Genomic DNA, 23,956 nt, shown 5'->3' on the forward strand with positions numbered 1-23,956 from the left:
TTTTTGTACTATATTTAGCTTTTTATTCAAAAATAAAGTGAGGATAATGAATTTATCAAATAGAAATTTTAAAAATCATGCAAATTACTTTCCCTCAAATAATGCTTTAATGAGGGTTCTAAATACATATTCATTAACCTATATAGATAGTGGTTTTAAGTCTGATACATATAATATCATTCATATTCATGATACAGACAAAATTGTAATAAATGAAGTTTCTGAGGCAATTGACTTTTGTGAGAATAGATTGAGAAAACCATGTGTTTGGCTTGATAAGAGTGACTTAAATGATACATTAAGTGATATTTTCCAAAATTTGGACTTAGAAGAAACGGGATCAAGTGTCATGTTAGAATTACCAACATTATCACTTGTAGAACCATATGAAGTCGATAAAAATATTTTTCAGGCAAAAGAAAAACAAGATATCATTGATCATGCCTTTGTTATAGCAAACAATTGGGATCCATTTGATACCGAGGTTTTACATCATTATAATAGGAATGTTGAATTCATCTTAAAGCAGGATAAATCGATTCTTTTAAATTACTCTGATGGAACAAGTACAGTTGGAGTGATAGAATTATTTCTTGATCCAGAAAATCCTAAGGTTGCAGGTATTTATAATCTATCTGTATTTAGTGATCAAAGAAAAAATGGAATAGGAACAAAGCTAGTAGAAGCGGCATTGTATTTTGCTAAAAATATGAATGTGGAGCAAGTAGTAACTCAGGCATCTGAAGATTCATTGGGCATATTCAAGAAATTCAAATTTAATGAAACGGGTATAATTCTTGAGTTTGGGAAAAAATAAAAGCATCCTGCAATGCAAGATGCTTTTAGCTAAGCACGAATGCTTAACTAGTTGATTTTTTTATATAGGTGACTAACCTATGATTCTTTACCCAAACGCAATATAAAACCAAAAAAATTAAAATCACAAAAAAATGTAAGTATTTGTGAAAAATGTTACATTGCACCAATGTTTTAACTTTAATGAAATGCTAGATAGACTCTTACTTTCCATATTGAATATCAAGGGTTTTGGTCCAAAATTCTTATTCAGATATAAAGATTACTTAATTGAGGCAGAGAATTCATGTGAAACTGTTTTAGAGGCAATTTCTTTTGTTTTTGAGAAAACCAATAGAATTCAAAAGGTGGCTTTAGAAGAAATCAATGAAGGTATTAATGTAGCAAATAAGATACTTGAAGATTGTTCATCATATAATATTGAAGTATTGAATTTTTTATCTCAGGATTACCCTCAACAAGTTGCTGAAGTAACCGAGTTATGGCCTTTACTTTACGCAGTAGGTAATCATAAGTTATTAAATAGATACTCTGTTGGAATTATTGGTACAAGAACTCCAGATCAGGTAGGTATGAAAATTTCAAATAGAATTGGAGAGTATTGTACAGAAGAAGAAGTGAATCTCATTTTAAATCAACAGAAAGGTGTTACCATAGAAGTACTAAAAGAGTTTGATGGAACGTTTGTTGGTGTTGCAGCTTCAAGTCTCGACCAACTTTATACACCAGACCATGATATACATAGTGCTACAATGAAATGTGTAGTATCTCCTTTTCCCCCTACTGTTACTTATGATGAATACAGATATATTGAAGCTTGTAAAGTGGTTGCTTCATTGTCAAATAGGTTAGTACTAGTACAGGATGCACCTACTGATGACACAAGATTTGTATTGAGTTACTTCTCTAGAATGGAAAGAATACTGGGGGTTATCTTACCAGTGAATAATACTTTAAACCACCCTAAAAACGCCGGTAATCGACTTTTAATAGAAAAAGGTAAAGATGGTATGATAAGTTATTGTAAGGCTAAGGACGTAAATAATAAGACGTTTAAATGTACCATTAAGGTTTTGGAGAATAAAAACGATTTTCCTCAGTTCTTTTTGGAGGAAGAATTACCTTTTTAAAAAGACTTATAAAGAATAAAAGCACCATAAGATAATCTCTTATGGTGCTTTTTGTTTTCATTAAGTTTTGAGGCTTAATGTTAGTGGATGTTACAGTAAATCACAAAGTCTTTGTGGAATTTCGTAATCATCATCTTTCATTAATTCGCTAGTAATCGTAACATCTTCAGTATACCACTTACCATTGTAAACAGTGTGGAATTTATATGTTTTACCGATTTCCATATAGTATAATGTTACTTTACCATTACGAACATAGTAATATTGGTATCTAGACCACCAATAGAAGCTGTTTGAAACATCGTATTCAACGTAAAGAGGTACAGTTGGACGGATTACAGTATCGCCACAACGGCCTGTGTAATCAATCGTCACCGTTTTATAATCTGGTAATTTACTTAAGATTTCATCGACATTTAATGTAACGTCACCATTACATAAGTCGAAAGCATTTGAAGTATAATAAACTTTAGATGCATCAAATCTGTCATAGATTTCAACTGTCATACTACTATTTCCTAAACTATACCATGGTCGAATATTTAAACCATCGTACAATCGCATACCATAGTAATCATATACTCTTTGCTTAGTACCATCAGGGAAAGTAATTAAAACTCTAACACCAGCAAGAACAGCATCATTATATGTTTTATCGATTGAGAATTTGATTGAACCAAAGTCCTCATTTCTTACCCATGGATAGTAAACATAAGTGTAGTTCGAATAGCTACTAGTGTATGTTTTAGGTGTAGTTTGTGCTTGGTATGATCTACAAACTTGCATATCATAACCAATCCAGAAGTATGAAGCATTTTTAGTTTCAAAAGAGATATAAAGGCTTCCATCTCCATCTTCTTGTACAGTAGCAGCTTCTTCAGTTTCACGAACGTACCAATCATAATAGTTATTATTATTTGACATTCTGTAAACAAAGATTTGATCTCCTGCTTGAATTCTGTTACCAGTTAATTGATTGACAGTATTAGGGTTAATATCAGTTCTAACAGTAAAAGAACTTGAAGTTTGATATACTCTTTGGTATGAAGAAGTATAAGCATACATGTAGAAATATAAGAATTGGCACATGTAAATACCTCTATCATTTTGTAAGTTTCCTTGTGTATTTCTGATTAACGCAGGAATATACATTCTATATGAATAACCATTCCATGAATACGATTCATAATCGAATGCACCAAGACCCATTCTTAGTCCACTTGCATCGATGTTGTTTCCATAGAAATCAGTGAAACCTGAACTTGCAGGAATTGACACTTCAGCACTTAAGCTACTGTTATTCCAGTAAGTTCTTTGTGTACTAAATGTCGCTGTAGATGAAAATCTTCCTGAGCTTAAATCAAAATTATCTTCGTCAACCTCTTCTCCTTGAGTTACGTTATCTAAACGATCTAACTCAATACGAGTATAGCTTAGTGTATCGCTTTCAGTTAAAGTAACAGGGATTTGTTGTTCGATATAGTTATCACCACGTACCATTACAGTAAATTCTAAAGGTGCGGCAAAAGTGTAGTCTGGATCTACTACAAATGATAACATACCGTTCGAAGGAGTAAAGTTCTTATCGCCTGCTTCGTTATATAAGTATTCAGCACCTTCTCCAATGATTTCTACAGAAATTTGTTCCTGAGAAAGATCTTGCTGAGTAGTATCAGAAATCTCAATCATACCAAAATGGGTAGATGTAGATGAATTTACAGTAATATCAACACCTTCCAATGGGTTTGTACACTGATAGAATGTTGCTGCAATACAGAATAAGAGAATATATAATTTTTTCATGTTTAGTTTAATCTAACTGCTAATCTTAATTTTAATTGTGGGAACCAAGTGTATTCTTCCATGTTCGACTGAAGTTGAGCTTCTTGAGTACCCATTGCACTCAACAATTCAGTTCCTGTTAATTGAACATTTGGTTTTCCTAAGTAGTAAGTCCCGATATCTAAACCAAAACCAACTCTTTTCTTAGGTACTGCTCTACCAATACCAATTCCGAAGTAAGGTGAAACTTGTTTCCATTCAGCGTCAAACTTTAACTCACCAATGTCTTCTGGATCGATCGTTAACTCACCAAACGTTACAGAATTTTCATAAACACCAAGTAATTTGACGCCACTGCTCATCATGTAAGCAAGACCTGCAACTACTTTAAAGCTACTACCTTTGAAAGGTAGATACTCGATTCTTAGATCAACGTTTACCATTTCTACATCAACAGTTGATTTCAATTGTTTACCATCAACTGTAATTGATCTAGAAAAGTCGTTGATTTTGAAGTAATTGAATCCTAAAGATCCATTAAAATGTTTGTGTAGATTTTTGGACACATCAATACCAATACCGTGGGAGCCACCGCTAACTCCAATCGCAAACTTTTCTCCATAGTGATCGTAAGGCATGTCTTGGGCAAAGCTAACCATGCTAGAAAATAGCAAGGCAGATAGCAAGAGTAATTTCGTCTTCATTAAAAATTAGTTATTGTTATATGTTAATTTATATTAACAAGGGTAAAATTAAATTTCATATCGGTTCTTGGGTATCCCCCTTTTTAGGTATTTTTAGGTCAAATCATAAAAAAGATTGATTATAAAACCATTATATGAAACACTTTACATTATATTTTTTAGTTTTTTTTTTGCTTTCAAATCTTTCTTTTGGACAGAAAAAAGCAAATTATAAGTCTGAAATAAAACAACTTGACAAATATTGTCAATCGATTATTGCTTCTTGGGAAGTTCCAAGTATGACTGTTGGGATTGTAAAAGACGGAGAATTAATTTTCTCTAAAGGCTATGGAACAAAAGAAGAAGGGGGAAAAGAAGTTCCCAATAAAAACACATTATATGCTATCGCTAGTATTTCAAAAGGGTTTACAGCTACAATAATAGGCCAATTAGTAGATGAAGGAAAACTACATTGGGACGATAAGATTGTTGATTATATTCCTTATTTCGCAGTGTATGATCCATATATTTCTCAGATGATTACTGTTAAAGATATTTTATCACATAGAGTAGGTCTAGGTACGTTTTCTGGTGACATTATGTGGTATCAATCAGATTATACATCAAAGGAAATTATTGAAAGAATTAAATACGTCGATCAGAGTTTCGAACTAAGAGATGGCTTCGGGTATTCGAATCTTATGTTTATCACCGCTGGTGAATTAATAAAGACAGTGACTGGTAAATCTTGGGGAGAAAACGTTCAAGAAAGAATTCTAGATCCATTGGGTATGGACCGAACAATCTATTCTTTAAAAGAACTAGATAAAAAGGGAAATTATGCTACACCTCATATGCTTATTGATAATACTGTAAACAAACCTATTGAATGGACAAGCTGGGAGGAAATAGCAGCGACAGGAGGTTTAATTTCATCTGTAGAAGACCTTTCAAAGTGGCTTACCTTTAACATGAATAATGGAATAATTGGTGAAGATACTTTAATGACAGCTTCAACAAGAAATACAATTTGGAAGTTACAGAATGTTTATACCTCTGACTTAACAAAAGCAAAGGTAAATACACATTTTTCAGGTTATGGTCTTGGATGGGGGATTAAGGATTATCATGGTAAAATGAGGGTAAGTCACTCAGGTGGATATGATGGTATGATTACTATGGTGACTATGATACCTGATGAAAATCTTGGTGTAATTGTTTTGACGAATGGTCTAAAGTCACCAATCAGTGCAGCATCAAACTATGCTGTAGATTTATTTATGGGTTTGGATGAAATTCCTGATTATAGTTCAAAATATTTACAATATTCTAATGATCGATATAAAAATGATCATAGAATAAAAGATATAGAAAATAGTAAAGTTGAGGGCACAAAACCAACACTTGACTTGACTTCTTATGAAGGGGTGTATCATTCTGACTTGAATGGGGATATTACAGTTAGACTAAAGGATGGAAATCTTACTATAGAGTTTGAACACCAAAACATGTTAAATGCAAAGTTGACACATTGGAATTATGATACTTTTAAGATGGAATGGTATAGACAAAGTCCTTGGTTTACTCTTGGTACTGTAAAATTTGATACTGATAACCAAAATAAGATAATTGGGCTTTCATTTGATGTTCCGAATAACGATTTCTATTTTAATGAAATAAAAGCAAAAAGAATACAGTAATGAAAGAATTTATCGTAAGAATATTAGTCTCGGCTATAGCAGTTTGGGCTTGTGCTGGTGTGCTAGGACAGTTTACAACTGAAGTAAGTGTCACCAATTATGGAACTGCAATATGGGCAGCTTTAGCTATAGGTGTTCTAAATGCCTTTGTTAAACCCATTTTAACTTTATTGACATTACCAATTACTGTCTTTACTTTGGGGCTTTTTCTACTAGTGATCAATGCACTAATGTTTTATTGGGCAGGTAGTTGGGTAGATGGTTTTTCAACAGGAGGATTAGGTACATCGTTTGTATTTAGTTTGTTTTATTCAACAGTGCTAACGTTTTTAGATTCCCTTTTTGGAGTGAGAAGAGATTAATTACCACAAATAGGAAAAGCCACTAAATTCAATTATTTAGTGGCTTTTTTTTGTATTATAGAATTATATATATATCCTAAACTGTGACTGTAGTCTTCTCTAAAGCTTGTTCAATATCTGAAATGATATCATCGATATGCTCATAACCAGTAGAAATTCTTACCATACCTGGGGTTACACCACTTGCAATTTGTTCCTCTTCACTTAATTGCTCATGTGTTGTTGATGATGGATGAATTGCTAATGTTTTAGCATCACCTACGTTAGCTAAATGTGAAACTAAATCTAGTTCAGAAACAAATTTTTTCGCAGCATCAAATCCACCTTTTACCTCAAAAGTAAACACTCCACCAGAACCTCTCTTGAAGTATTTTTTGGCCAAGTCGTTATATTTACTAGAAGCTAATCCAGGGTAATTTACACTATCCACTAAATCATGTGCTTCTAATTTTTCTGCTAAAGTTTGAGCATTCTGGCAGATTCTTTCCATTCTTAAAGAAAGTGTTTCTAAACCTTGCAGTAGTTGGAAAGAATTGAATGGAGAAATGGCTGGACCATAATCTCTAAGTCCTTCTACTCTTGCTCTAATTGTAAATGCAACATTTGGTAATCCTAATGGGTTACCTTCACCAAATACTTCCCAGAATTTTAGTCCATGATATCCTTCAGAAGGTTCAGTAAACATAGGGAATTTGCCATTTGACCAATCGAAATTACCACCATCTACAATTACACCTCCAATTGAAGTACCATGACCACCAATCCACTTGGTAGCAGAGGCAGTAACAATATTAGCACCATGTTTTAACGGTTGGAATACATATCCACCAGCACCAAATGTGTTATCTACTACTAAAGGAATTTTGTTGGCCTTTGCTATTTCTGCAATTCTTTCAAAGTCAGGAATACATAGCTCAGGGTTGCCAATTGTTTCTAAATAGATGGCTTTTGTTTTATCATCGATTTGTGCAGCAAATGATTCTGGATCATTACCATTTGCAAACTTGGCCTGAATACCTAATCTTTTAAACTGTACTTTAAATTGGTTGTAAGTTCCTCCATACAAAAATGAAGAAGATACAAAGTTATCTCCTGCTTCTAAGATGTTTGTTAATGCAAGGAATTGTGCCGATTGACCAGAGGCTGTAGCTAAAGCGGCTACACCACCTTCTAAGGCTGCAATCCTTTTTTCAAAAACATCTGTAGTTGGGTTCATGATTCTGGTATAAATATTACCAAATTCTTTTAAACCAAATAAATTTGCGGCATGTTCTGCATTATCAAAAACATAGGAAGTGGTTTGATAAATAGGCACTGCTCTTGAGTTGGTTGTCGGGTCTACTTCTTGTCCTGCATGTAGTTGGAGGGTCTCGAATTTATATTCGCTCATAGTTCAAAAGGTTAGATTAATTTTTGATTACAACTTTTACTAGAAATGAATACTCTAGTCAGTCTATAGGTAAATCTAGTAAACATTTTTGATATTACTAATATAATGGAATTTGGGTTTAGAAAATTTAAGAATCAGAAAAATATAGATGACTTATATGCTACTTATAGGGTTTTTTCGAGGAATTGTCGCTTAAGTAATTGAAACATAAAACAATCGACATGAAAAATAACTTTTTATTCATTTTCTCAATTCTTTTATCATTTGCTGTGAGAGCGCAATCCACTGCTGATTTCACTAATTATCATATGGTAGGTGGTAGTATTGGTACTTCTTTATATTCAGGTGGTTATGTTAATCAAAACCAACGCATCTTCGATGGGAAAAGTCATCAGCCATCTTTTCAGCTGTATTATCAAACAAGATTATCAAGAAGGTTTCATTTAAGATACCAAACCTCTCTATCTGGTTTATCATCTAGAGATTTAAGGGCAAATAGCGAAACCTATGGCCAAAATGCTTTTAATACTACAATTTTAGAAGTCGCACCTATTTTTATTTTCGATTTAGGTAATATTGAGAGATTAAATAATAGAAATACACAATGGTATTTAATGGGAGGTACAGGTGTATTTTTAGCAGAAGTAAACCATCATTTATTGAATACTAAGGCCAATAAAGCAGGGGGAACTTTAAATTTTGGTATCGGTATGAGACATAGAATCAAAGACAATTGGTTTTTAACAGCCGAAGCAATGGGTAGAGTGACTTCATCAAATACATTGGATTTAAACAGAACACAACAATCACCAACTGACTTATATGCTACATTCCAAATAGGTGTTGCTTACAGAATCAGAGGAAAGAGATTTATAAGATAAACATTGCTTAACACTGTTTTTTGGAGGAATTATTATAGATTAGTATAAATTAGTCTAACATCAATTGTTATATGATTTTATTAGAACGGAACTATAAATGGCTTCCTCCAATTCTTTCTTTTGTCATCTCCTTAATACTATTTGTATTTACGTATTGGGCGGCGTCGAAAGAATTTATGATCCGGGAGATGTTGGGGTATCCCATCACTTATTTATATTTCATTTATTTTAATGGGACTGTCTACTTAAGTATTAAGTTATCTAAGTTTTTCTATAATATTAAATACTTTCAGATACATACAAATACAAGGTTATTTGTTGAGTTGATGTCTTTATTCGCAATGAGTTTCATCTTTTTTTATGTTACTTTAATCACTTCCAGTGTGATGAGCGGTAGGGGAGATGCGATTATCTTTACTAAGAATAATACTATTATAGGAGTATTTCAAGGATTGGTATTATTACTATATTCTTCATTAACGATCACACAAGATTTCTTGAACAAATGGCGTCAGAGTTCCATTGAAATTTCAGAATTGCAAAAACAAAAACTGAGGGCAGAGAATAGAGCATTACAAGCTCATCTTAATCCGCACTTTTTATTTAACAGTCTTAATGTGTTGATATCTGAAATAGATTATGATCCTAAGAGTGCGAAAAGATTTGCATTGGATTTATCAACGATCTACAGATATGTTTTAAATAGTAAGGACAAAGAATTAGTTTCTTTTAAAGAAGAATGGGAAGTAATGCAGGGGTATATACATTTGCATCAAGTGAGATTAGGTGAAGGTTTAATATTTGAAAGTGAAATACATAAAGATTCATTGGATAAGAAAATCCCTCCACTTAGTTTACAACTCCTTCTTGAAAATTGTTTTAAACACAATCAAGCTACATTAAGAAAACCATTACATTTAAGTATCATTTCAGATACAAATAAAGTGATTGTAAAGAATAATGTTCAATTAAAATCACAGAAACCTGAATCGTATAACATAGGCCTTAAATATTTAAATGATAGTTTTCATCATATTGACTCAAATGCTACAGTCAAGATTGAACAAAATGAAAACGAATTTATAGTAGAAATACCTTTACTAACAATAGATAAATAATGAAGATCTTAATTATTGAAGACGAAATTCCTGCACAACGTTATCTTAAAAAAACAGTGCAAACCTTATTACCAGAAGCGGAGTTTTTATTTCCTATACAATCGGTAGAAGAGGGATTAGAGTTTTTTAAAGAAGAAAATACAAAGATCGACCTCATATTTTCTGATATTCAACTAACAGATGGTGAGAGTTTTGATATTTTTAAAGAAGTAGAAATAGATGTTCCTATCATTTTTGTGACAGCATACAATCAATATGCCCTAAAAGCTTTTGAGGTAAACAGTATTGATTATATACTAAAACCCTTTGATGAAGAGAATATCCAAAATGCTATCGATAAATTTCAGACTAGAAAGTCTGCACCAGTATCAAAAGAGTTGATAAGTAGCATTTCAGATACTATTCAAAATCAGAAAGAGGTTTATCGAAAAAGAATATGGGTCAACTTACCAATTAACCTTTCGGTTTTAAAAGTAGATGAGATCAATTGTTTTTACTCTAAAAATAAAGTTGTTCATGTTCTTTCCAATAGTGACCTAAATGCTACATTAGATCTATCATTGGATAAATTGGAAGATCAGTTAGATCCAAAAGACTTTTTTAGGGTGAATAGGCAGTTTATTGTTCAGATTAATGCTGTAAAATCAATAGAACCTTATTATAACGGAAAATGGGTTTTGAGGATAAAAGGGTTCGAGCAAGAGGAAATTATTATTCCAAAGGAGAAAGTTTCGAAATTTAAACAATGGGTCGTTAAAACGGATTAATATTAAAATAAATAATTATGTTGAGCCTTTTTGACCAAAACTTCAACCAAGAAAAAAACTTATTACCATATGATGGAGAAGTTCTTTATTATGGTAAAATTCTTTCTCAAGCCGATGCAACACATACTTTTCAACACTTGATGAAAACTATTGAATGGCAAAATGATATAGTAAATATTTTTGGAAAGGAAATTATTACCAAACGGAAAATGGCTTGGTATGGCACTTCTGTTTACGATTATACTTATTCAAATATTACAAGAAGGTCTTTGTTGTTAACAAAAGAACTTCAAGAATTATTAGGTAAAGTAGAGGAGGTGAGTAAAGAAAATTATAATTCTTGTTTATTGAACCTCTACCATGATGGTTCAGAAGGGATGGGTTATCATAGTGATGATGAAAAAGACATGAAAGAATTTGGAACCATTGCCTCTTTATCGCTTGGAGCGGAACGAAAATTTTCTTTTAAACATAAAGAATCAAAAGAGAGAATCGATATTCTTCTTGAGCATGGATCCTTATTATTAATGAAAGGCGAAACACAAAAATATTGGAAACATGCATTACCAAAATCTAAAAAGGTAATTTATCCAAGGATAAACCTGACTTTCCGTTCCATTCATCTTAAATAAAAACGAACTTATTTTACTTGAAAATCCTAAATATGAAGAACTTACATTTTTTCTACTTATTTTTCATTTTTCCTTTTTTTACTGTAGCTCAAGATTTATCAAAAGTAGATGAAATAGTTATTGATAAATTACTGAAAATCAAAAACATTGAGCATCTGTCAGAAAAGATTAATCATACTTTTACGTCAGATTTAGAAAAAGTAAGAGCAATATATTGTTATATAGGAAACACTATCGCTTATGATGTTGAGGCATGGCAACGTCCAAGTCAACCTTTCAGCTATACCTATTCAAATGAAGCAGAAAAACAGAAAATATTAGAAGAATATAAATACAACACAGCAGAAAAAACGTTAAGAGAGGCAAAAGGAGTTTGTGATGGTTACTCTAAATTATTTGAAGTTTTGTGTGTAAAGGTAGGGGTGGAATGTCAAACTATTGAGGGGACTTCAAAAGCTTTTATTTCTGATTTGAAAAAATCAAACCCAAAACAAATAACAAATGATCATGCTTGGAATGTGATAAAAATTGATGATCAATGGCATTTAATAGATGTAACGTGGGCTTCTGGAGGGATAGACGAGAATTTAAAATTCTATAAAAAGTATACAGACATTTACTTTATGATGGATCCAGAACAATTTGTGCTAAATCATTACCCTTCTGATCAGAAATGGACGTTATGTGATATTACTAAACAACAGTTTTTAGATTTTCCAATTTACTATTTATCATACTTCGAAAATAATATCAAACTGATCTCTCCAAAAAGTAAGGTATTCTCCGATAAAAAAGGAGGACAATTAGTTTTTGAAAAAGGAACAGATGTATCACAAATGTTATTCGGCTTTTCTGGTGATAAATATGCACTAGATGTAGAAATCGAAGAAATTGATAGTAAAATATTAATAAATGTACCGTCAACAGAGTACAGGTCAGAATTATTTACTATTTTTTATAAGAATGAAAGTATAGTAACCTTTATTACGAACTAGTCACTACCAAAATATATGGAATCGCTTGGAAGTCTTTATTGCTAGAATTAATTTCGAATAAATTTTACTTGTATAATTAGAACTCAATACAACTATTGTTATAAAAATATAACCATGAAACAGGTTTTGGATAAGTTTTCTTCTTCATCTTCATCATATAAAAAATTTCGTCCTAGATACCCTGATAGTCTTTTTGAAAAGATTATGGAGCATGTAAAAGATACTAATGATGTCTTAGATTGTGGTACAGGAAATGGGCAGGCTACAAGATACCTTTCGAAAAATTTTAAGAGTGTAATAGGAATTGATATTAGTAAAAATCAAATCAATAATGCTGAAAGTGAAAGGAATATTTGGTATTTGGAAGGAAATGCTAATGCCACTCGATTTAAGGATGAATCTTTTGATCTAATTACGGCTGCACAGTCATTACATTGGTTTGATTTAGAGGCTTTTAATCAAGAAGCAATTCGTTTACTTCGACCTGGAGGAGTAATTGCACTTTTCGGATATAATCTATTTAAAGTGAATCCTGAAATAGATGAAATGATCAGTTACTTTTATTACGATGTGATTGGCCCTTATTGGGATGACGAAAGAAAAATTCTAGAAGAGGAATACAAAAATATACCTTTTGATTTTGAAGAAATTCCACAAAATGAGGTTGTTGATATGGTTGTAAATTGGGATTTAGACCAACTTTATGGGTATTTACATACTTGGTCAAGTGTAAAAAAGTACATGGAAGAAAATCCAACCCATGATCCTGTTGATGATCTTTTTAAACATCTTAAACCTGTATGGGGAGAAAAAAGTAAGCATGAAGTCGTATTTCCAGTCTTTTTAAAAGTTGGAATAAAGAAATAAATAATAAGAGGTGGTTAGATTAATTTTTATCCACCTTTTTTATAATAAAGCCACTGGCTTGAAATCAATTAACTGACAAAGATTTAATATCAATACTTCCTCAGAAGGATGGAATTCATTATCGATATTCGCTATTTCAATTAACTTTTCATATACCACTTCTTTTTTATTTGTAGGCATATTTTTTAGAATCTTAATACATTCTTTTTTGTTTAATGACTGTGCCAACTCAATACAATTTTCATCTAAACTTAGTTGTTGTTTAAAATCTTCAAGGTATAGTAATTCAGCTTGATCTACTTTGCAGTCAGCGTGGATCATGTCTTCTATCACTTTAAGAAATGATAGTTTTTCCGGGTAATCAAAATCAGTTACAAAATTCTTCATAAGCAATAGTTTTCATCTTACCTTAATAACATAAAATCATGGGTAAACGTCGATATTTATAAGTATAAGCCTAACAATTCTTGATATAGGTCAATTACTATTTACCTTTGTAATAAGAATTAAGTTTATGGAAAAAATCAAGTTTATAAAAGTGCCACAATGGGCAGAATTACTAATGCATGCATTTGCTATAGTATTGGTTGTTTATGGTAGTGGTACAATAGAATCAGTTCTTTCAGCATCGGAGAGAAATATAATTATGGGTACTGGGTTTGCCGTATTAATTATTTTTCAAAGTAAGGTATTTTGGTGGAAACATGTAGTAGATATTACGAAAACGGGTATTTATATTAAAGTGAATACAAAGAAAGGTATACGCTTTCGATTTAAGGATATTCTATCTTCTTCACTTAAAAAAGACATCTTAACGATTACCTTAAAAAGTAAAGAAGAGTTTGAAATATCATTAAAAAATATTGATAGAAATGATGTACAGGAACTTAATTATTTACTAATGAGCAAGGTGATTGATAAAATTGAACGTTAATCTTATTTATAATCCTCTGCTTCTTTTAGTATGTTGACAATCATGTCAGAAGGGCCTGCTGGTAACCAAGTTTTCACAAGGAAATCAGGAGCTTTTGTAACAGGTGTCATGCTTACATCCATGATTAGTTCTGACTGACCATTTTCTAATTTTGTAATGATATATTTTAAGTTGTAATGCACCATTCTTTTAACATCACCTTTCTCATGTGCGTTTGGTGTTGACCATCCAATTAATTCAGTGGAGTCTTCTCTTTGCACCTCTTTCATTGTCACAATGAGATCATTATTTGGAATCGGGAATGGAGCATCAATAAAGTAATAAACGAGCCATTCGCCATTGGGAAGGTCTTTAAGTTTTTTACTTTCTTCCGTGTCTTTACTAAAATTTTTGTGAGTACTAGCATCTTTTAGAAGAGCTAAAATTTTCTCAGATTCAATATCAGTGATTGTTGAGGCTTTATATTCTACAATTTGTCTATTTTTTCCATCTACTTTTGTTGTAAATACTCTACTTGTTACTGTGATACTTCCTTCTTCAGTAGTTTCTGTGTTCCACTGAGCGTCTTGAGCATTTGTAAGTAAACTAATGCTTAATAAAATTGATACAATAATATATCTTGAAAAAATCATTCTCTTTAATTTAGTCTGTATTGAAGATATTCAATATTGTTGAACTTCAAAAATAAAAATCTTTCAGTGTGAAATAAAACTGATATATTCGGTCAATCAATCATATCAAATTTATTCCCATCAAATGGAACAACTTACACATAAGCATAAAGGTTTAATCTTGACTTTCGATTTAAACGATTGTTGGGAGGTTTTTCATATTCTCAATCACGACAGAGATGAAGCAGATGCTTTACAGAGACAAATAGATGCATTGATGCGTAATGCAGATGTCGATGAGTCAGAGTTTGTATTTTTAGGAATAGCATATATCGTAGAGCAAATATTCCAAAACAACATATTTAAAATGACGCATTCAGCATTTCCAAGAGAATTTTTTGACCATACCTATATAGAAGTAGACGGCGAAACGGCTGATATTCATATAGAATTAGTAGATGACTTAAGTAGAGCAGGGGCTGTGGCAATAATGCAATACCTGATGGGATTTGAAAAAATAGATTTCTTATTAAAAGTAGAAAATGACTAAAAAGGAATAATCACATTCTGCTTTTATTTAATACAAATTGATGTATATAATTTTAATTTAATTTCCGTTTATTTATCTTTCGTTATTAGCTGTTATATTTTATATTATTGATTATTTATTTTTAATATTATACGAAATTATTGAATATTTTACTGAAAAGTTTTCACATCATTTTTTGATTACATAAATTCAGATACTTAAAAATTTGAACCTAATCAATTAATTATGAAACTCTTAAAATGGTCATTGCTTCTCGGTTTATCTTTATTCTTTTTCTCATGTGATGATGATGACGACACTAACCCTAAAGATGCTAACCCTATTTATTTCGCCTCTGATGGAGAAGTGGAAATTGGTGATTTAGGTGAAGTATATCTTCAGTTGAATTTCGATCATCAAACAAACGAAGTGAGAGTTGTTGGAAAGTTAGATCCAAGTAACATAGATAACCTCCCTACTTCATCAAGATCAAGTCAGACGATTTCGTTAGATGTTGTTCTTGATTTTACTCTAAATGCTACAAGTAACTCAAGATCTGATGATTATGATTACACTATTAATGTAGATGAAGGGGCAACTTATAGCCAATCTTTAAAATTTGCTTCTGGATGTGTTGATGTACCAGACTTAGACCCAGGTTTTAGTAATGGTGTTGTAGCTTCTTCTTTTGTATTGGAAGACTTTATTCAATGGGATGATTCAGCAGGAAAATACTATATCGATTCAGAAGATATCATTGGATTACTTATTCCAGATTTTGATTTTGGAAATCCAGGAAATGCAGTATATCCAAAAATTTGGCAAGAATCAGGCGGAAGTATAAAAGGTTGCTCTGAGTTACCTACTACTTTCTAAAAAAATAAATTAGGGCTAGATCACTCTAGCCCTTTTCTTACCTATTTATTTAACAATAAATTTACTATTTGCTTCATGTATACCTGATCTTGCATGAAGAATATATGTACCTTTCGGATATTTTTTTGATAGTCTAACTGCTAATTTATTTTCATTTTTAATACTAAATTGATCAACTAAAATTCCTTTAATATTTATTATATTTACCCATATTAAAGTACTGTAATTGCTATTGAAATTTAATGTAAATTCTTGATTTGAATCAATAATATTTGGTAGTATATCAACATTAAAAGTTAGATTATTACTATCTTCTAATTGGTATTCTACAATAGATAAGTTCTCTTGAGTACCATCTAAGTCGTATTGAATTAATTGGTAATAGCTTTTAGCTAGAGGTTGTTGGTCGATAAACTTATAGTGAATAGTGGTATTACTATTAACACCTTTCGCTTTTATTATTCCTAGTTGCTCCCAATTTTTCTGATCTTTTGATCTTCTTATTTCAAAGTATGCGTTATTGATTTCTTGTGCCGTAATCCATTTTATCAATACATTATCATCTTCAGAAGAAACATCAAAAGATAGTAACTCTACAGGTAGGTCATCTGCACATGATAATGAACCTCCACCAGAATTAAATTTACCACAATCAATTGTCCAGGATAGTGAACTACTTACATTCCCATCAGAAATAGTTCCCGCATTAAATGCTTCTCCAACAGTAATACTTCCACTTCCATTGAAAAATATTAGAGATCCTTCACCTTGATCTGCACTTCCTCCATTTATTGCACTTTTTGAGGTAGAGATATCTCCATTGACAATAAAAGTCCCATTGATAGTAAGGGTAGTTAGGTTGGCAACATTTAAATTTCCATCTATTGTTAACCTACCACCAGCATTAACAGCGATGGTAAGTTGTGATAGGAGAACTGTTGTTGCTGTAAGTGTAACATCTTCGCCATTTTCCACCGTGATTGTATTAACTGGACTATTTCCTTTGAGTACAATATTATCTTCTGTATCACTGCTAACATCTATATCTGTTTTTAAATTATAATTTGAAGATATTTCATCTGCTTCAGTATCGGGGTCAGTATCATAAGTAATTGAGTTAGCTGGAGTAAATCCTCCAACTAAGTTTTGTGATAACAGATATTGAGGAAGACAATAAATTAATAGTATACAAAGCGTAATAGTTTTCATGATTTTTGTTTTTAAGGGCTATTCATCTTTTTATTATCGTTTGATTTAGAAGTCTTTGAGAATCGTAATGTGATGAACGGTGAATGATAAATTCTGTTGCCGAATAGATATTTGTTGAAGTTTTATTTTTATTGAGGTAAGGTGAAAAAAGTAAAAATATTTATACTTTTCTTCTTTTTAGTACTCTTTAAAAATGCATGTTTTTAGAGTCTGATAAGCCATATCAGTCTGAACGCAGACAATTTTTTTAAGTAATAAGAAAATTCTTACATCTTATTTTTTTTAAGTATTCTGCAATTTTCTAAACAAAATGATATATGCCTCTTTTAAAAGTTCAATTCTAAAATTCTTAATTATGATGAATAATAAAAAAATAGAATACTTAATAATTTCTAGGTGGAGTGGTATTTAAATCAGAATCTGAAAGTTTAGCCATAAATATATTTTCTTATAAAAGAAATAACATGAAGATTCCAATCAATGATGATTACTGCAGGATAGAAGAAGCCTTATTAGCAATACAAAATTTTGATTATTTATTAATTTCATCACATTTGATACTTGGTTTAAAAAATTGATAATAAGTTGCTTATTCTGTTCATCTGCAAATCAAATCTTAGAATTCAAAAAAAGTAAATAATTTGATTTTCATTTGAAATTGCCTTTATTTGGTTCATATCATTTTTTGTCGATTAGTTTTAGAAGTCTGAGAATTACGATTGAACACCCCCTTAAAGATTTTCCTTTTTTCAATCCTAATTAAAACTAATCATGAAAATATTACCCTATAGATCTCTCGTATTGATGCTTTCAATACTACTCATAAATACCTCTTGCCAAAGAGATGTAGATACTATGCCTAATAATGATCCGACTCCTTCATCTGTTAGAATGCCATTTAATCAAAAATTATTTATCCTTAATTCAAGTCAGAAAGGTTCTGAAATTTATAAAATCGATTACGATTTTCAAGGGCTAGAAGATGATGCATACCTTACAAAATTACGATTAACAAAAAATGGCCGTCCATTTAGAATACCTAGAGGGGGACATATGTGTATTAGTCCAAATAACGATTTTATTACTGTTGTTGTAAGTAGATTAAAGAAAATATATCTAGTAAATATCACTTCTTTAGAAGTTAAGGTGATTCATCTATTTGGGTACTTTCCGAATAAAAAGTGTGCAGATATGAGAAGAAACCTTAAAAAATTTAAGTTTAGAGGTAAAATTACCCAAGTAGATGTAGATCAGGATGGATACCTATTCTTAGCAGGAAAATCTGGGTTTTATAAAGTGATTACAGATTGGGGTAATGTTGAAAATAGTAATGGAGATATTTGGAATGATGAAGATCCTGAGTTGGATGGAACTCGATTTGCGGGACAGACTTGGGCTCATGCTGTAAAGTTTGAATTTTCTGGAAACCTTGCTGTAGAAGGAGCCGAAGATGAGGTGTTTTTTGAGCAAGAAACTTACTTTGAAGAAAATACTATTTCAACATTAAATACGGTAAAGTTTTTAGGGGGAGATATTCTTTTTACCCAAAATTCATTAGAAACAGACGGGTTTGAAGAGCAAAGATTAATTTCTTTTTCTCAATGGAATGGAGGTTCTGCTATTTATCTCAATAACTTAGATTGGAATTGGGACGATCAAAAAGTTACATTCAATGCAGGAACTTTATATACAGGGTTGAACAATAAAATCACAGAAAAGAGTGGTGGAAGAGTAACTGGAGCTGCTTTAACCGGAGATAATATGGTCTTTACTTCACATCACTATTCGGAATATTTACAACTAAGAACATTAAATGGTCAGATCATTAAAGATGATGTTCGTATGATTCTATTAGACCGAAATGGTAATGAAAAAGGAGCATTATACCACAACTGGGGTGATATGGCATCAACTCAATCATTTGATAAGAACTCTCAGAATACACAAGATATCATATTAGATAATAGATCTATAGAAGGGGAATATTTTGGAGATTGGTTTAGAGGTAACCTAGAAGGGTATCAGTTAGCAGAAATGAAGCTATATAGACCGAAAGATTTTAATTATGCGGTGAAAGACCTTTCTCATGATAATTATAATGTTTCAAAAGAGTCCAGAAGAAATTCAGCAAATGCTGACATCGCTGATTTTAGAAAGAATGCCAATAAATTTGTGGCTTTAGGAGGTAATGGTGGGTATACTCTATTACAACTTCCAAACAAAGTAACAGTTACAGACGAAACAACTTTACAAGTAGTAGAAACGACTTGGGGCAAGCAACCCTATTATGAAGTATGGGAAGATGCGTGGTCTGCTTATGAAGAAAAAGCAGCAGTTTATGTCCATAGATCATATACAGGAAGATACTACTATGATGGTTTAGAAGAAGATAGTGAGTGGGTGAAAATTGGAGATGCATATATCGCCAATAATGAATTCCACTTGTCAAGTAATACTGATTTGCCTGAAGGAACTGAGATTTCTTGGGTGAAAATCGTAGATAATGGCTCTACTTCAGGCGATGGTTTTGATGTTAACTTTGTTGCTACTTATGAAAAACCAATAGTAAAAGAAGCTCTCTCAGATAGAGAAATCCTTATGTTATTCTACAATTCTACAGGGGGAGATAATTGGAGACACAATACCAATTGGGGAACTGATAAACCACTTAGTGAATGGTATGGTATCGGTACTAATGAAGAGGGAAGGGTAAATGTTATTGAGCTGATTGATCTAAATGTAAATGGTGATTTTGTAGAAGAATTAGCAGATCTTCAATATTTAAGAAAAATGGTCATCCCTTTTAATTCTTTTACAGGAACATTACCGGCTCGACTGACTGAGTTGGAATCATTGGAACTTATATATATTGTAGGAAACAAAACCCCGTTTGTCGTTCCCGAAGAGTTTAATGATTCACCAATAATGCTATATAAATAAAGAAATTGAAAAGCCGTCTTAATTATGAAATAGACGGCTTTTCACTACTATAATAGATGCCACAATCATTCATAAAAGTGTGGTTTCTCTTATTTAGTGGTAATTCCTGACCATCGAAAGTGGTCGCGTGCAATCCTAACTCTTTGAATAGGATAGAAGAGGAGGCATAGTCCCAAATGCTACCTCCACCTAATTTTTGTTTTGTTGGTTTAAAATATAATGCAGGAGCATTTTCAAGAACCCATATTGCATTCATACATGCACCACCAAAATCAATAATATCTTTAGGTTGATATTTATGAATTGCTTCTTTAAACCATTCAGTAGATTTTGAACTTCTATCACAAACTAATGTATAGAAATTGTTGTAGGTAATACTAAACGATTGGTGATTTTTGTATGCACCAAGGTCTAAAGCTGCACTATATATATCTTCTGTGATAGGATTGTAAATTACCCCTAAAACAGCCTGTCCATTTTTATTTACTAGGGCGATGCTTACAGCAAAGCCTTCTTTTTTTTCTGTAAAAGGAAGGGTACCATCTAAAGGATCGATACACCAAAAATAGTCTTTTTCGAATCGGCTATTATTATCTTCACTTTCTTCTGTGAGAATACCAAAATTATATTCCTTTGTGTATGGCGAAAGTAAATCAAGAATAAGGTCTTGTGCCTCTTTGTCAACTTTAGTCACAACTTGAGAAGCTAAACTGTGCCCACCTTCTTTGATTAAGACTTCAATGTCCTTATCAAAATACGTCATAATTAATGCTCCGGCTTTTCTAGCAACTTCCTCTGTAGATTGTAATAATGGTTTTAGTGCTATCATGATAGGGCTTCAATTACTAATTTTGACATCTTTTCACTGTAAGAATTAATTTTCCAATGTCCGGGGCTCCACCCTTTTAAAAAACGATGAAAATCAGTCCAGGCAATAGGGAATAAAGTTCTCCATTCTTCCTCTACTTCTTCAGGGTTAATATCAATATGGTTTTCTTGAATAGCGTCTTTTAGATAATTAAAATAAGTTTCTAGAATAATATCCTCATACTTCTCACAATCTTCCTCATGGAGGCAACTACCAATAAAATAAGCAAGGTCTTTCATTCCACAACCTCCTCCTATATATTGGAAATCTACAGCAGCCACTTTATTACCTTCTTTATCGAAACAAAAATTAGCCACTTTGGCATCACCATGAACAAAAGTTTTGTACTTAGCATTATTAAGACGCTGATCGATAACTTGTGCTAAATTTTTTAAAGGAATATCATCTAATACCTCTAATTCATCTGGTCTAGTTGCTAAGTGCCAATACGTACCAATTTCCCATAAACCCTTAGGCTCTTTTTGGAGATAGACGGCATGAAAATTAGCTAACCAAGATAAACAAGCATTAATTTCTTCCCATGTGATTTCAGATACTCTTCGATCAAAACCTACTTCATCTAAATCTTCTAAGAGGATCACAACATCATCATTAATAAAAGTAATACCTAAGCAATCTGGGATTCTACAATTGTCGTTAGTGAGATGACTATAATTTTTATAAAAGTAGGTCTCGACTTGATAAGACTTTAATTTTCGTTGATGTGAGATATCAGTATTCCATCCTCTAGGGTGATCTCCTTGTGCTCCTAGTTGGACATGTTTTACAATTATGCTCTTTTGTTTATACCCATCAAGTGAGTACCTAACGATAGATCCGTAACCACTCCATAAGCTTTGGATCATTATTTTATCATTAATTCTTTCAGCTTTCGTTTCCTGAAGAATAAATTTTTCAATTTCTTTTTCCATCAAAATGTTGGTTTTTGGTAAAGATAGGGCTGTTTTTGAAGAAAGATGAAAAAGAAAAAATATTTTTTTCAATAAAAGTGATTACAAAAATGATGTGGCTATGTCTTATTTACAGATAGCAATTTATTCTACTATAAAATTTAATGAAGAAATAAGTAGTATTAAACGGGCAGATACGATAATATTTATGGTATCTGCTTTTTTTATGTTCTTATTTTAGTAGTTAGTATATTGCTTCTATCAATAATCATTAAAAACTAACAATGAAGAAATCTCTTATTTTAAGTATTACATTTTTAATACTTTCATCGATTGTTCTTTACTTCATGATGCCAACTATTGCCTATGGTTTCAATGGCTGGTCGATGGCACTTACCTGTATTCTAGGAGTACTATTTATTTTCGAAACTTCGTTTACAGGAAATGACATCACTACTTTTAAAAAGATAAATATAGGCTTAATCACCGGTTTACTTTTTTATACTTTCGTTTTACCATTTGTTACGACCACACCCATCTTAAGAAGTAAGGCCTATAGAAATATGATAGGTACTGTGAAAATGGGAGAAGACTTTTCTAGTCAGGTAGCTCCAATTTCTACAGATGAAATCAGAATTGTTGATGAATATACAGCTTCCCGATTAGGTGATAAAGTACTAGGTTCAATACCAAGTTTAGGGTCTCAAGCCTACCTTGGTTCATTCAGTATTCAGAATGTAAAAGGACAATTATATTGGGTGGCTCCACTATTACACTCGGGGTTTTTCAAGTGGAACAATAATAAAGAAGGAACACCAGGATACGTAATGGTTTCTGCTACAAATGAAAGAGATGTAAAGCTTGTACAAGAAGTGAATAATAAGCCAGTAAGAATAAAATATCAACCGGAAGCATTTTTTACAACTGACCTCTCAAGGCATATCTATTTCAATGGTTATGTCACTCAAGGTTACGATGACTATTCGTTTGAGGTAGATGATGAAGGTAATCCTCATTGGATTATTACTTTATATGACCGAAAAGTAGGCTTCTCCGGAGAAAATGCGAAAGGAGTTTTAGTTGTTGATGTAGAAACAGGAGCACTCCATGAGTACAGTATTGAAGATGCTCCAAAATGGATAGATAGAATTCAGCCGGAATCATTTATAGTGACTCAATTAGATGATTGGGGTGAATATGTTCATGGTTATTTTAATTTTTCTAACGAGAATAAGCTAACCACAACAAAGGGAATGTCTTTAGTGTATGGAGTTGATAATAGATCGTATTGGTATACTGGGTTAACATCTGTCGGTGGAGATGAAGGTACAGTTGGATTTGTTTTGGTAGATACTAGAACAAAAGAAACAATTTGGTACAAACAAGTAGGTGCTACAGAACAAGCAGCAAGACAGTCAGCAATGGGTAAGGTACAAGAGAAGAGATATGTAGCTTCTTTTCCCATAACATATAATATTACTGGTATCCCGACTTATGTGATGTCATTAAAAGATAATGCAGGGTTGATAAAAATGATTGCGATGGTCTCTGTTGAGGATTATACTATCGTTGGGGTAGGCAATAATATCAAAGAAGCGCTACGATCTTATAAAAACAGTATCAATAGTAAAGGCAACTCTATTCATACTAATGGATATGCTGATTCAAAATCTATCTCTTCTGTTGTAGAAAGAATATCTAAAGATATTAGAAATGGGAATACAAATTATTACCTATTACTAAAAGATCAAAATTCTAAATTATTTGTAGGTTCTTCAATGATCTCCAATGAGTTACCGATTACAAATGTAAATGATAGTGTTAGGATTTTCTATGATGAAAGTTCTAGTGAATTAATCGATATCGTAAGTTTTGATAACCTAATGATGGATTTGAAGTCAGATTAATTTTTCTTCAAATACAAAATTGATAGAATATATTTCTTTATAAAAATA

The 23,956-nt window shown here is 31.9% G+C and carries 23 protein-coding genes; 15 read left to right on the forward strand and 8 right to left on the reverse strand.

Annotated elements, in window-relative coordinates; translation table 11 throughout:
• Positions 1 to 46: 46 nt before the first annotated feature.
• Both HGP29_RS20175 and HGP29_RS20180 read left to right on the forward strand, forming a co-directional pair.
• Positions 47 to 817, forward strand: a complete 771-nt coding sequence (locus HGP29_RS20175) for a GNAT family N-acetyltransferase (protein WP_168884243.1) — start codon at positions 47 to 49, stop codon at positions 815 to 817.
• Between the two features lie 187 nt (positions 818 to 1,004).
• Positions 1,005 to 1,946 (forward strand): DNA-processing protein DprA, encoded by a 942-nt coding sequence (locus HGP29_RS20180; RefSeq protein ID WP_168884244.1) that lies wholly within the window; start codon positions 1,005 to 1,007, stop codon positions 1,944 to 1,946.
• Between the two features lie 90 nt (positions 1,947 to 2,036).
• Here the strand turns inward: HGP29_RS20180 and HGP29_RS20185 are convergent, their stop codons facing one another.
• Complete coding sequence (locus HGP29_RS20185) at positions 2,037 to 3,749, reverse strand: hypothetical protein (protein WP_168884245.1); 1,713 nt, start codon at positions 3,747 to 3,749, stop codon at positions 2,037 to 2,039.
• Positions 3,750 to 3,751: 2 nt separating this feature from the next.
• Positions 3,752 to 4,432, reverse strand: coding sequence for a hypothetical protein (locus tag HGP29_RS20190; RefSeq protein ID WP_168884246.1), 681 nt, complete (start codon positions 4,430 to 4,432; stop codon positions 3,752 to 3,754).
• A gap of 134 nt (positions 4,433 to 4,566) precedes the next feature.
• Here HGP29_RS20190 and HGP29_RS20195 point away from each other — a divergent pair, with 134 nt between their 5' ends.
• Together HGP29_RS20195 and HGP29_RS20200 are read left to right on the forward strand one after the other, a co-directional pair.
• Positions 4,567 to 6,111, forward strand: coding sequence for a serine hydrolase (locus HGP29_RS20195; RefSeq protein WP_168884247.1), 1,545 nt, complete (start codon positions 4,567 to 4,569; stop codon positions 6,109 to 6,111).
• Positions 6,111 to 6,473, forward strand: coding sequence for a phage holin family protein (locus HGP29_RS20200; RefSeq protein WP_168884248.1), 363 nt, complete (start codon positions 6,111 to 6,113; stop codon positions 6,471 to 6,473). Before HGP29_RS20195 ends, HGP29_RS20200 begins: the two co-directional genes overlap by 1 nt.
• A gap of 76 nt (positions 6,474 to 6,549) precedes the next feature.
• Here HGP29_RS20200 and HGP29_RS20205 read toward each other — a convergent pair whose 3' ends face one another.
• A complete protein-coding gene (locus HGP29_RS20205) occupies positions 6,550 to 7,863 on the reverse strand; it encodes an O-acetylhomoserine aminocarboxypropyltransferase/cysteine synthase family protein (RefSeq protein ID WP_168884249.1) in 1,314 nt (437 codons plus the stop codon).
• Positions 7,864 to 8,084: 221 nt separating this feature from the next.
• Here HGP29_RS20205 and HGP29_RS20210 point away from each other — a divergent pair, with 221 nt between their 5' ends.
• The 6 genes from HGP29_RS20210 (at position 8,085) to HGP29_RS20235 (ending at position 13,123) form a co-directional block, all read left to right on the forward strand.
• Positions 8,085 to 8,744, forward strand: coding sequence for an outer membrane beta-barrel protein (locus HGP29_RS20210; protein ID WP_168884250.1), 660 nt, complete (start codon positions 8,085 to 8,087; stop codon positions 8,742 to 8,744).
• A gap of 71 nt (positions 8,745 to 8,815) precedes the next feature.
• The gene (locus tag HGP29_RS20215; protein WP_168884251.1) at positions 8,816 to 9,862 is read left to right on the forward strand and encodes a sensor histidine kinase; all 1,047 of its coding nucleotides are present in this window, start codon (positions 8,816 to 8,818) and stop codon (positions 9,860 to 9,862) included.
• The gene (locus tag HGP29_RS20220; protein WP_168884252.1) at positions 9,862 to 10,629 is read left to right on the forward strand and encodes a LytR/AlgR family response regulator transcription factor; all 768 of its coding nucleotides are present in this window, start codon (positions 9,862 to 9,864) and stop codon (positions 10,627 to 10,629) included. The genes HGP29_RS20215 and HGP29_RS20220 overlap by 1 nt, the downstream gene beginning before the upstream one ends.
• A gap of 17 nt (positions 10,630 to 10,646) precedes the next feature.
• Complete coding sequence (locus HGP29_RS20225) at positions 10,647 to 11,261, forward strand: alpha-ketoglutarate-dependent dioxygenase AlkB family protein (protein WP_168884253.1); 615 nt, start codon at positions 10,647 to 10,649, stop codon at positions 11,259 to 11,261.
• Between the two features lie 32 nt (positions 11,262 to 11,293).
• Entirely contained in the window at positions 11,294 to 12,256 is a 963-nt protein-coding gene (locus HGP29_RS20230; RefSeq protein WP_168884254.1) for a transglutaminase domain-containing protein, read from the forward strand.
• A 114-nt stretch (positions 12,257 to 12,370) separates the two neighbouring features.
• Positions 12,371 to 13,123, forward strand: coding sequence for a class I SAM-dependent methyltransferase (locus HGP29_RS20235; protein ID WP_168884255.1), 753 nt, complete (start codon positions 12,371 to 12,373; stop codon positions 13,121 to 13,123).
• Positions 13,124 to 13,162: 39 nt separating this feature from the next.
• On the opposite strand, the gene HGP29_RS20240 is transcribed toward HGP29_RS20235, so the two are convergent.
• On the reverse strand, positions 13,163 to 13,510 hold the full coding sequence (locus HGP29_RS20240; RefSeq protein ID WP_168884256.1) for a tellurite resistance TerB family protein: 348 nt from the start codon (positions 13,508 to 13,510) through the stop codon (positions 13,163 to 13,165).
• Positions 13,511 to 13,637: 127 nt separating this feature from the next.
• Between HGP29_RS20240 and HGP29_RS20245 the strand changes: the two genes are divergently transcribed.
• Positions 13,638 to 14,057: a hypothetical protein gene (locus HGP29_RS20245; RefSeq protein ID WP_168884257.1), complete on the forward strand. Its 420-nt coding sequence runs from the start codon at positions 13,638 to 13,640 to the stop codon at positions 14,055 to 14,057.
• 2 nt (positions 14,058 to 14,059) lie between these two features.
• Here the strand turns inward: HGP29_RS20245 and HGP29_RS20250 are convergent, their stop codons facing one another.
• Positions 14,060 to 14,689, reverse strand: coding sequence for an SRPBCC family protein (locus HGP29_RS20250; protein WP_168884258.1), 630 nt, complete (start codon positions 14,687 to 14,689; stop codon positions 14,060 to 14,062).
• Positions 14,690 to 14,813: 124 nt separating this feature from the next.
• Between HGP29_RS20250 and HGP29_RS20255 the strand changes: the two genes are divergently transcribed.
• Both HGP29_RS20255 and HGP29_RS20260 read left to right on the forward strand, forming a co-directional pair.
• A complete protein-coding gene (locus tag HGP29_RS20255; RefSeq protein WP_168884259.1) occupies positions 14,814 to 15,218 on the forward strand; it encodes a hypothetical protein in 405 nt (134 codons plus the stop codon).
• A gap of 225 nt (positions 15,219 to 15,443) precedes the next feature.
• Complete coding sequence (locus HGP29_RS20260) at positions 15,444 to 16,073, forward strand: hypothetical protein (protein ID WP_168884260.1); 630 nt, start codon at positions 15,444 to 15,446, stop codon at positions 16,071 to 16,073.
• A 45-nt stretch (positions 16,074 to 16,118) separates the two neighbouring features.
• On the opposite strand, the gene HGP29_RS20265 is transcribed toward HGP29_RS20260, so the two are convergent.
• Positions 16,119 to 17,282 (reverse strand): T9SS type A sorting domain-containing protein, encoded by a 1,164-nt coding sequence (locus tag HGP29_RS20265; protein ID WP_168884261.1) that lies wholly within the window; start codon positions 17,280 to 17,282, stop codon positions 16,119 to 16,121.
• Between the two features lie 771 nt (positions 17,283 to 18,053).
• Between HGP29_RS20265 and HGP29_RS20270 the strand changes: the two genes are divergently transcribed.
• Positions 18,054 to 20,222 carry a hypothetical protein gene (locus HGP29_RS20270; RefSeq protein WP_168884262.1) on the forward strand — a complete coding sequence of 723 codons (2,169 nt, stop codon included), beginning with the start codon at positions 18,054 to 18,056 and terminating at the stop codon, positions 20,220 to 20,222.
• A 22-nt stretch (positions 20,223 to 20,244) separates the two neighbouring features.
• Here HGP29_RS20270 and HGP29_RS20275 read toward each other — a convergent pair whose 3' ends face one another.
• Both HGP29_RS20275 and HGP29_RS20280 read right to left on the reverse strand, forming a co-directional pair.
• Positions 20,245 to 21,051, reverse strand: a complete 807-nt coding sequence (locus HGP29_RS20275) for a 3'(2'),5'-bisphosphate nucleotidase CysQ family protein (protein WP_168884263.1) — start codon at positions 21,049 to 21,051, stop codon at positions 20,245 to 20,247.
• On the reverse strand, positions 21,048 to 22,022 hold the full coding sequence (locus tag HGP29_RS20280) for an oxidoreductase family protein (protein WP_168884264.1): 975 nt from the start codon (positions 22,020 to 22,022) through the stop codon (positions 21,048 to 21,050). Before HGP29_RS20280 ends, HGP29_RS20275 begins: the two co-directional genes overlap by 4 nt.
• A gap of 263 nt (positions 22,023 to 22,285) precedes the next feature.
• Here HGP29_RS20280 and HGP29_RS20285 point away from each other — a divergent pair, with 263 nt between their 5' ends.
• Complete coding sequence (locus HGP29_RS20285) at positions 22,286 to 23,908, forward strand: hypothetical protein (protein WP_168884265.1); 1,623 nt, start codon at positions 22,286 to 22,288, stop codon at positions 23,906 to 23,908.
• Positions 23,909 to 23,956 lie beyond the last annotated feature (48 nt).

Origin of the sequence: Flammeovirga agarivorans (assembly GCF_012641475.1) — a bacterium.
Lineage (GTDB): Bacteria > Bacteroidota > Bacteroidia > Cytophagales > Flammeovirgaceae > Flammeovirga > Flammeovirga agarivorans.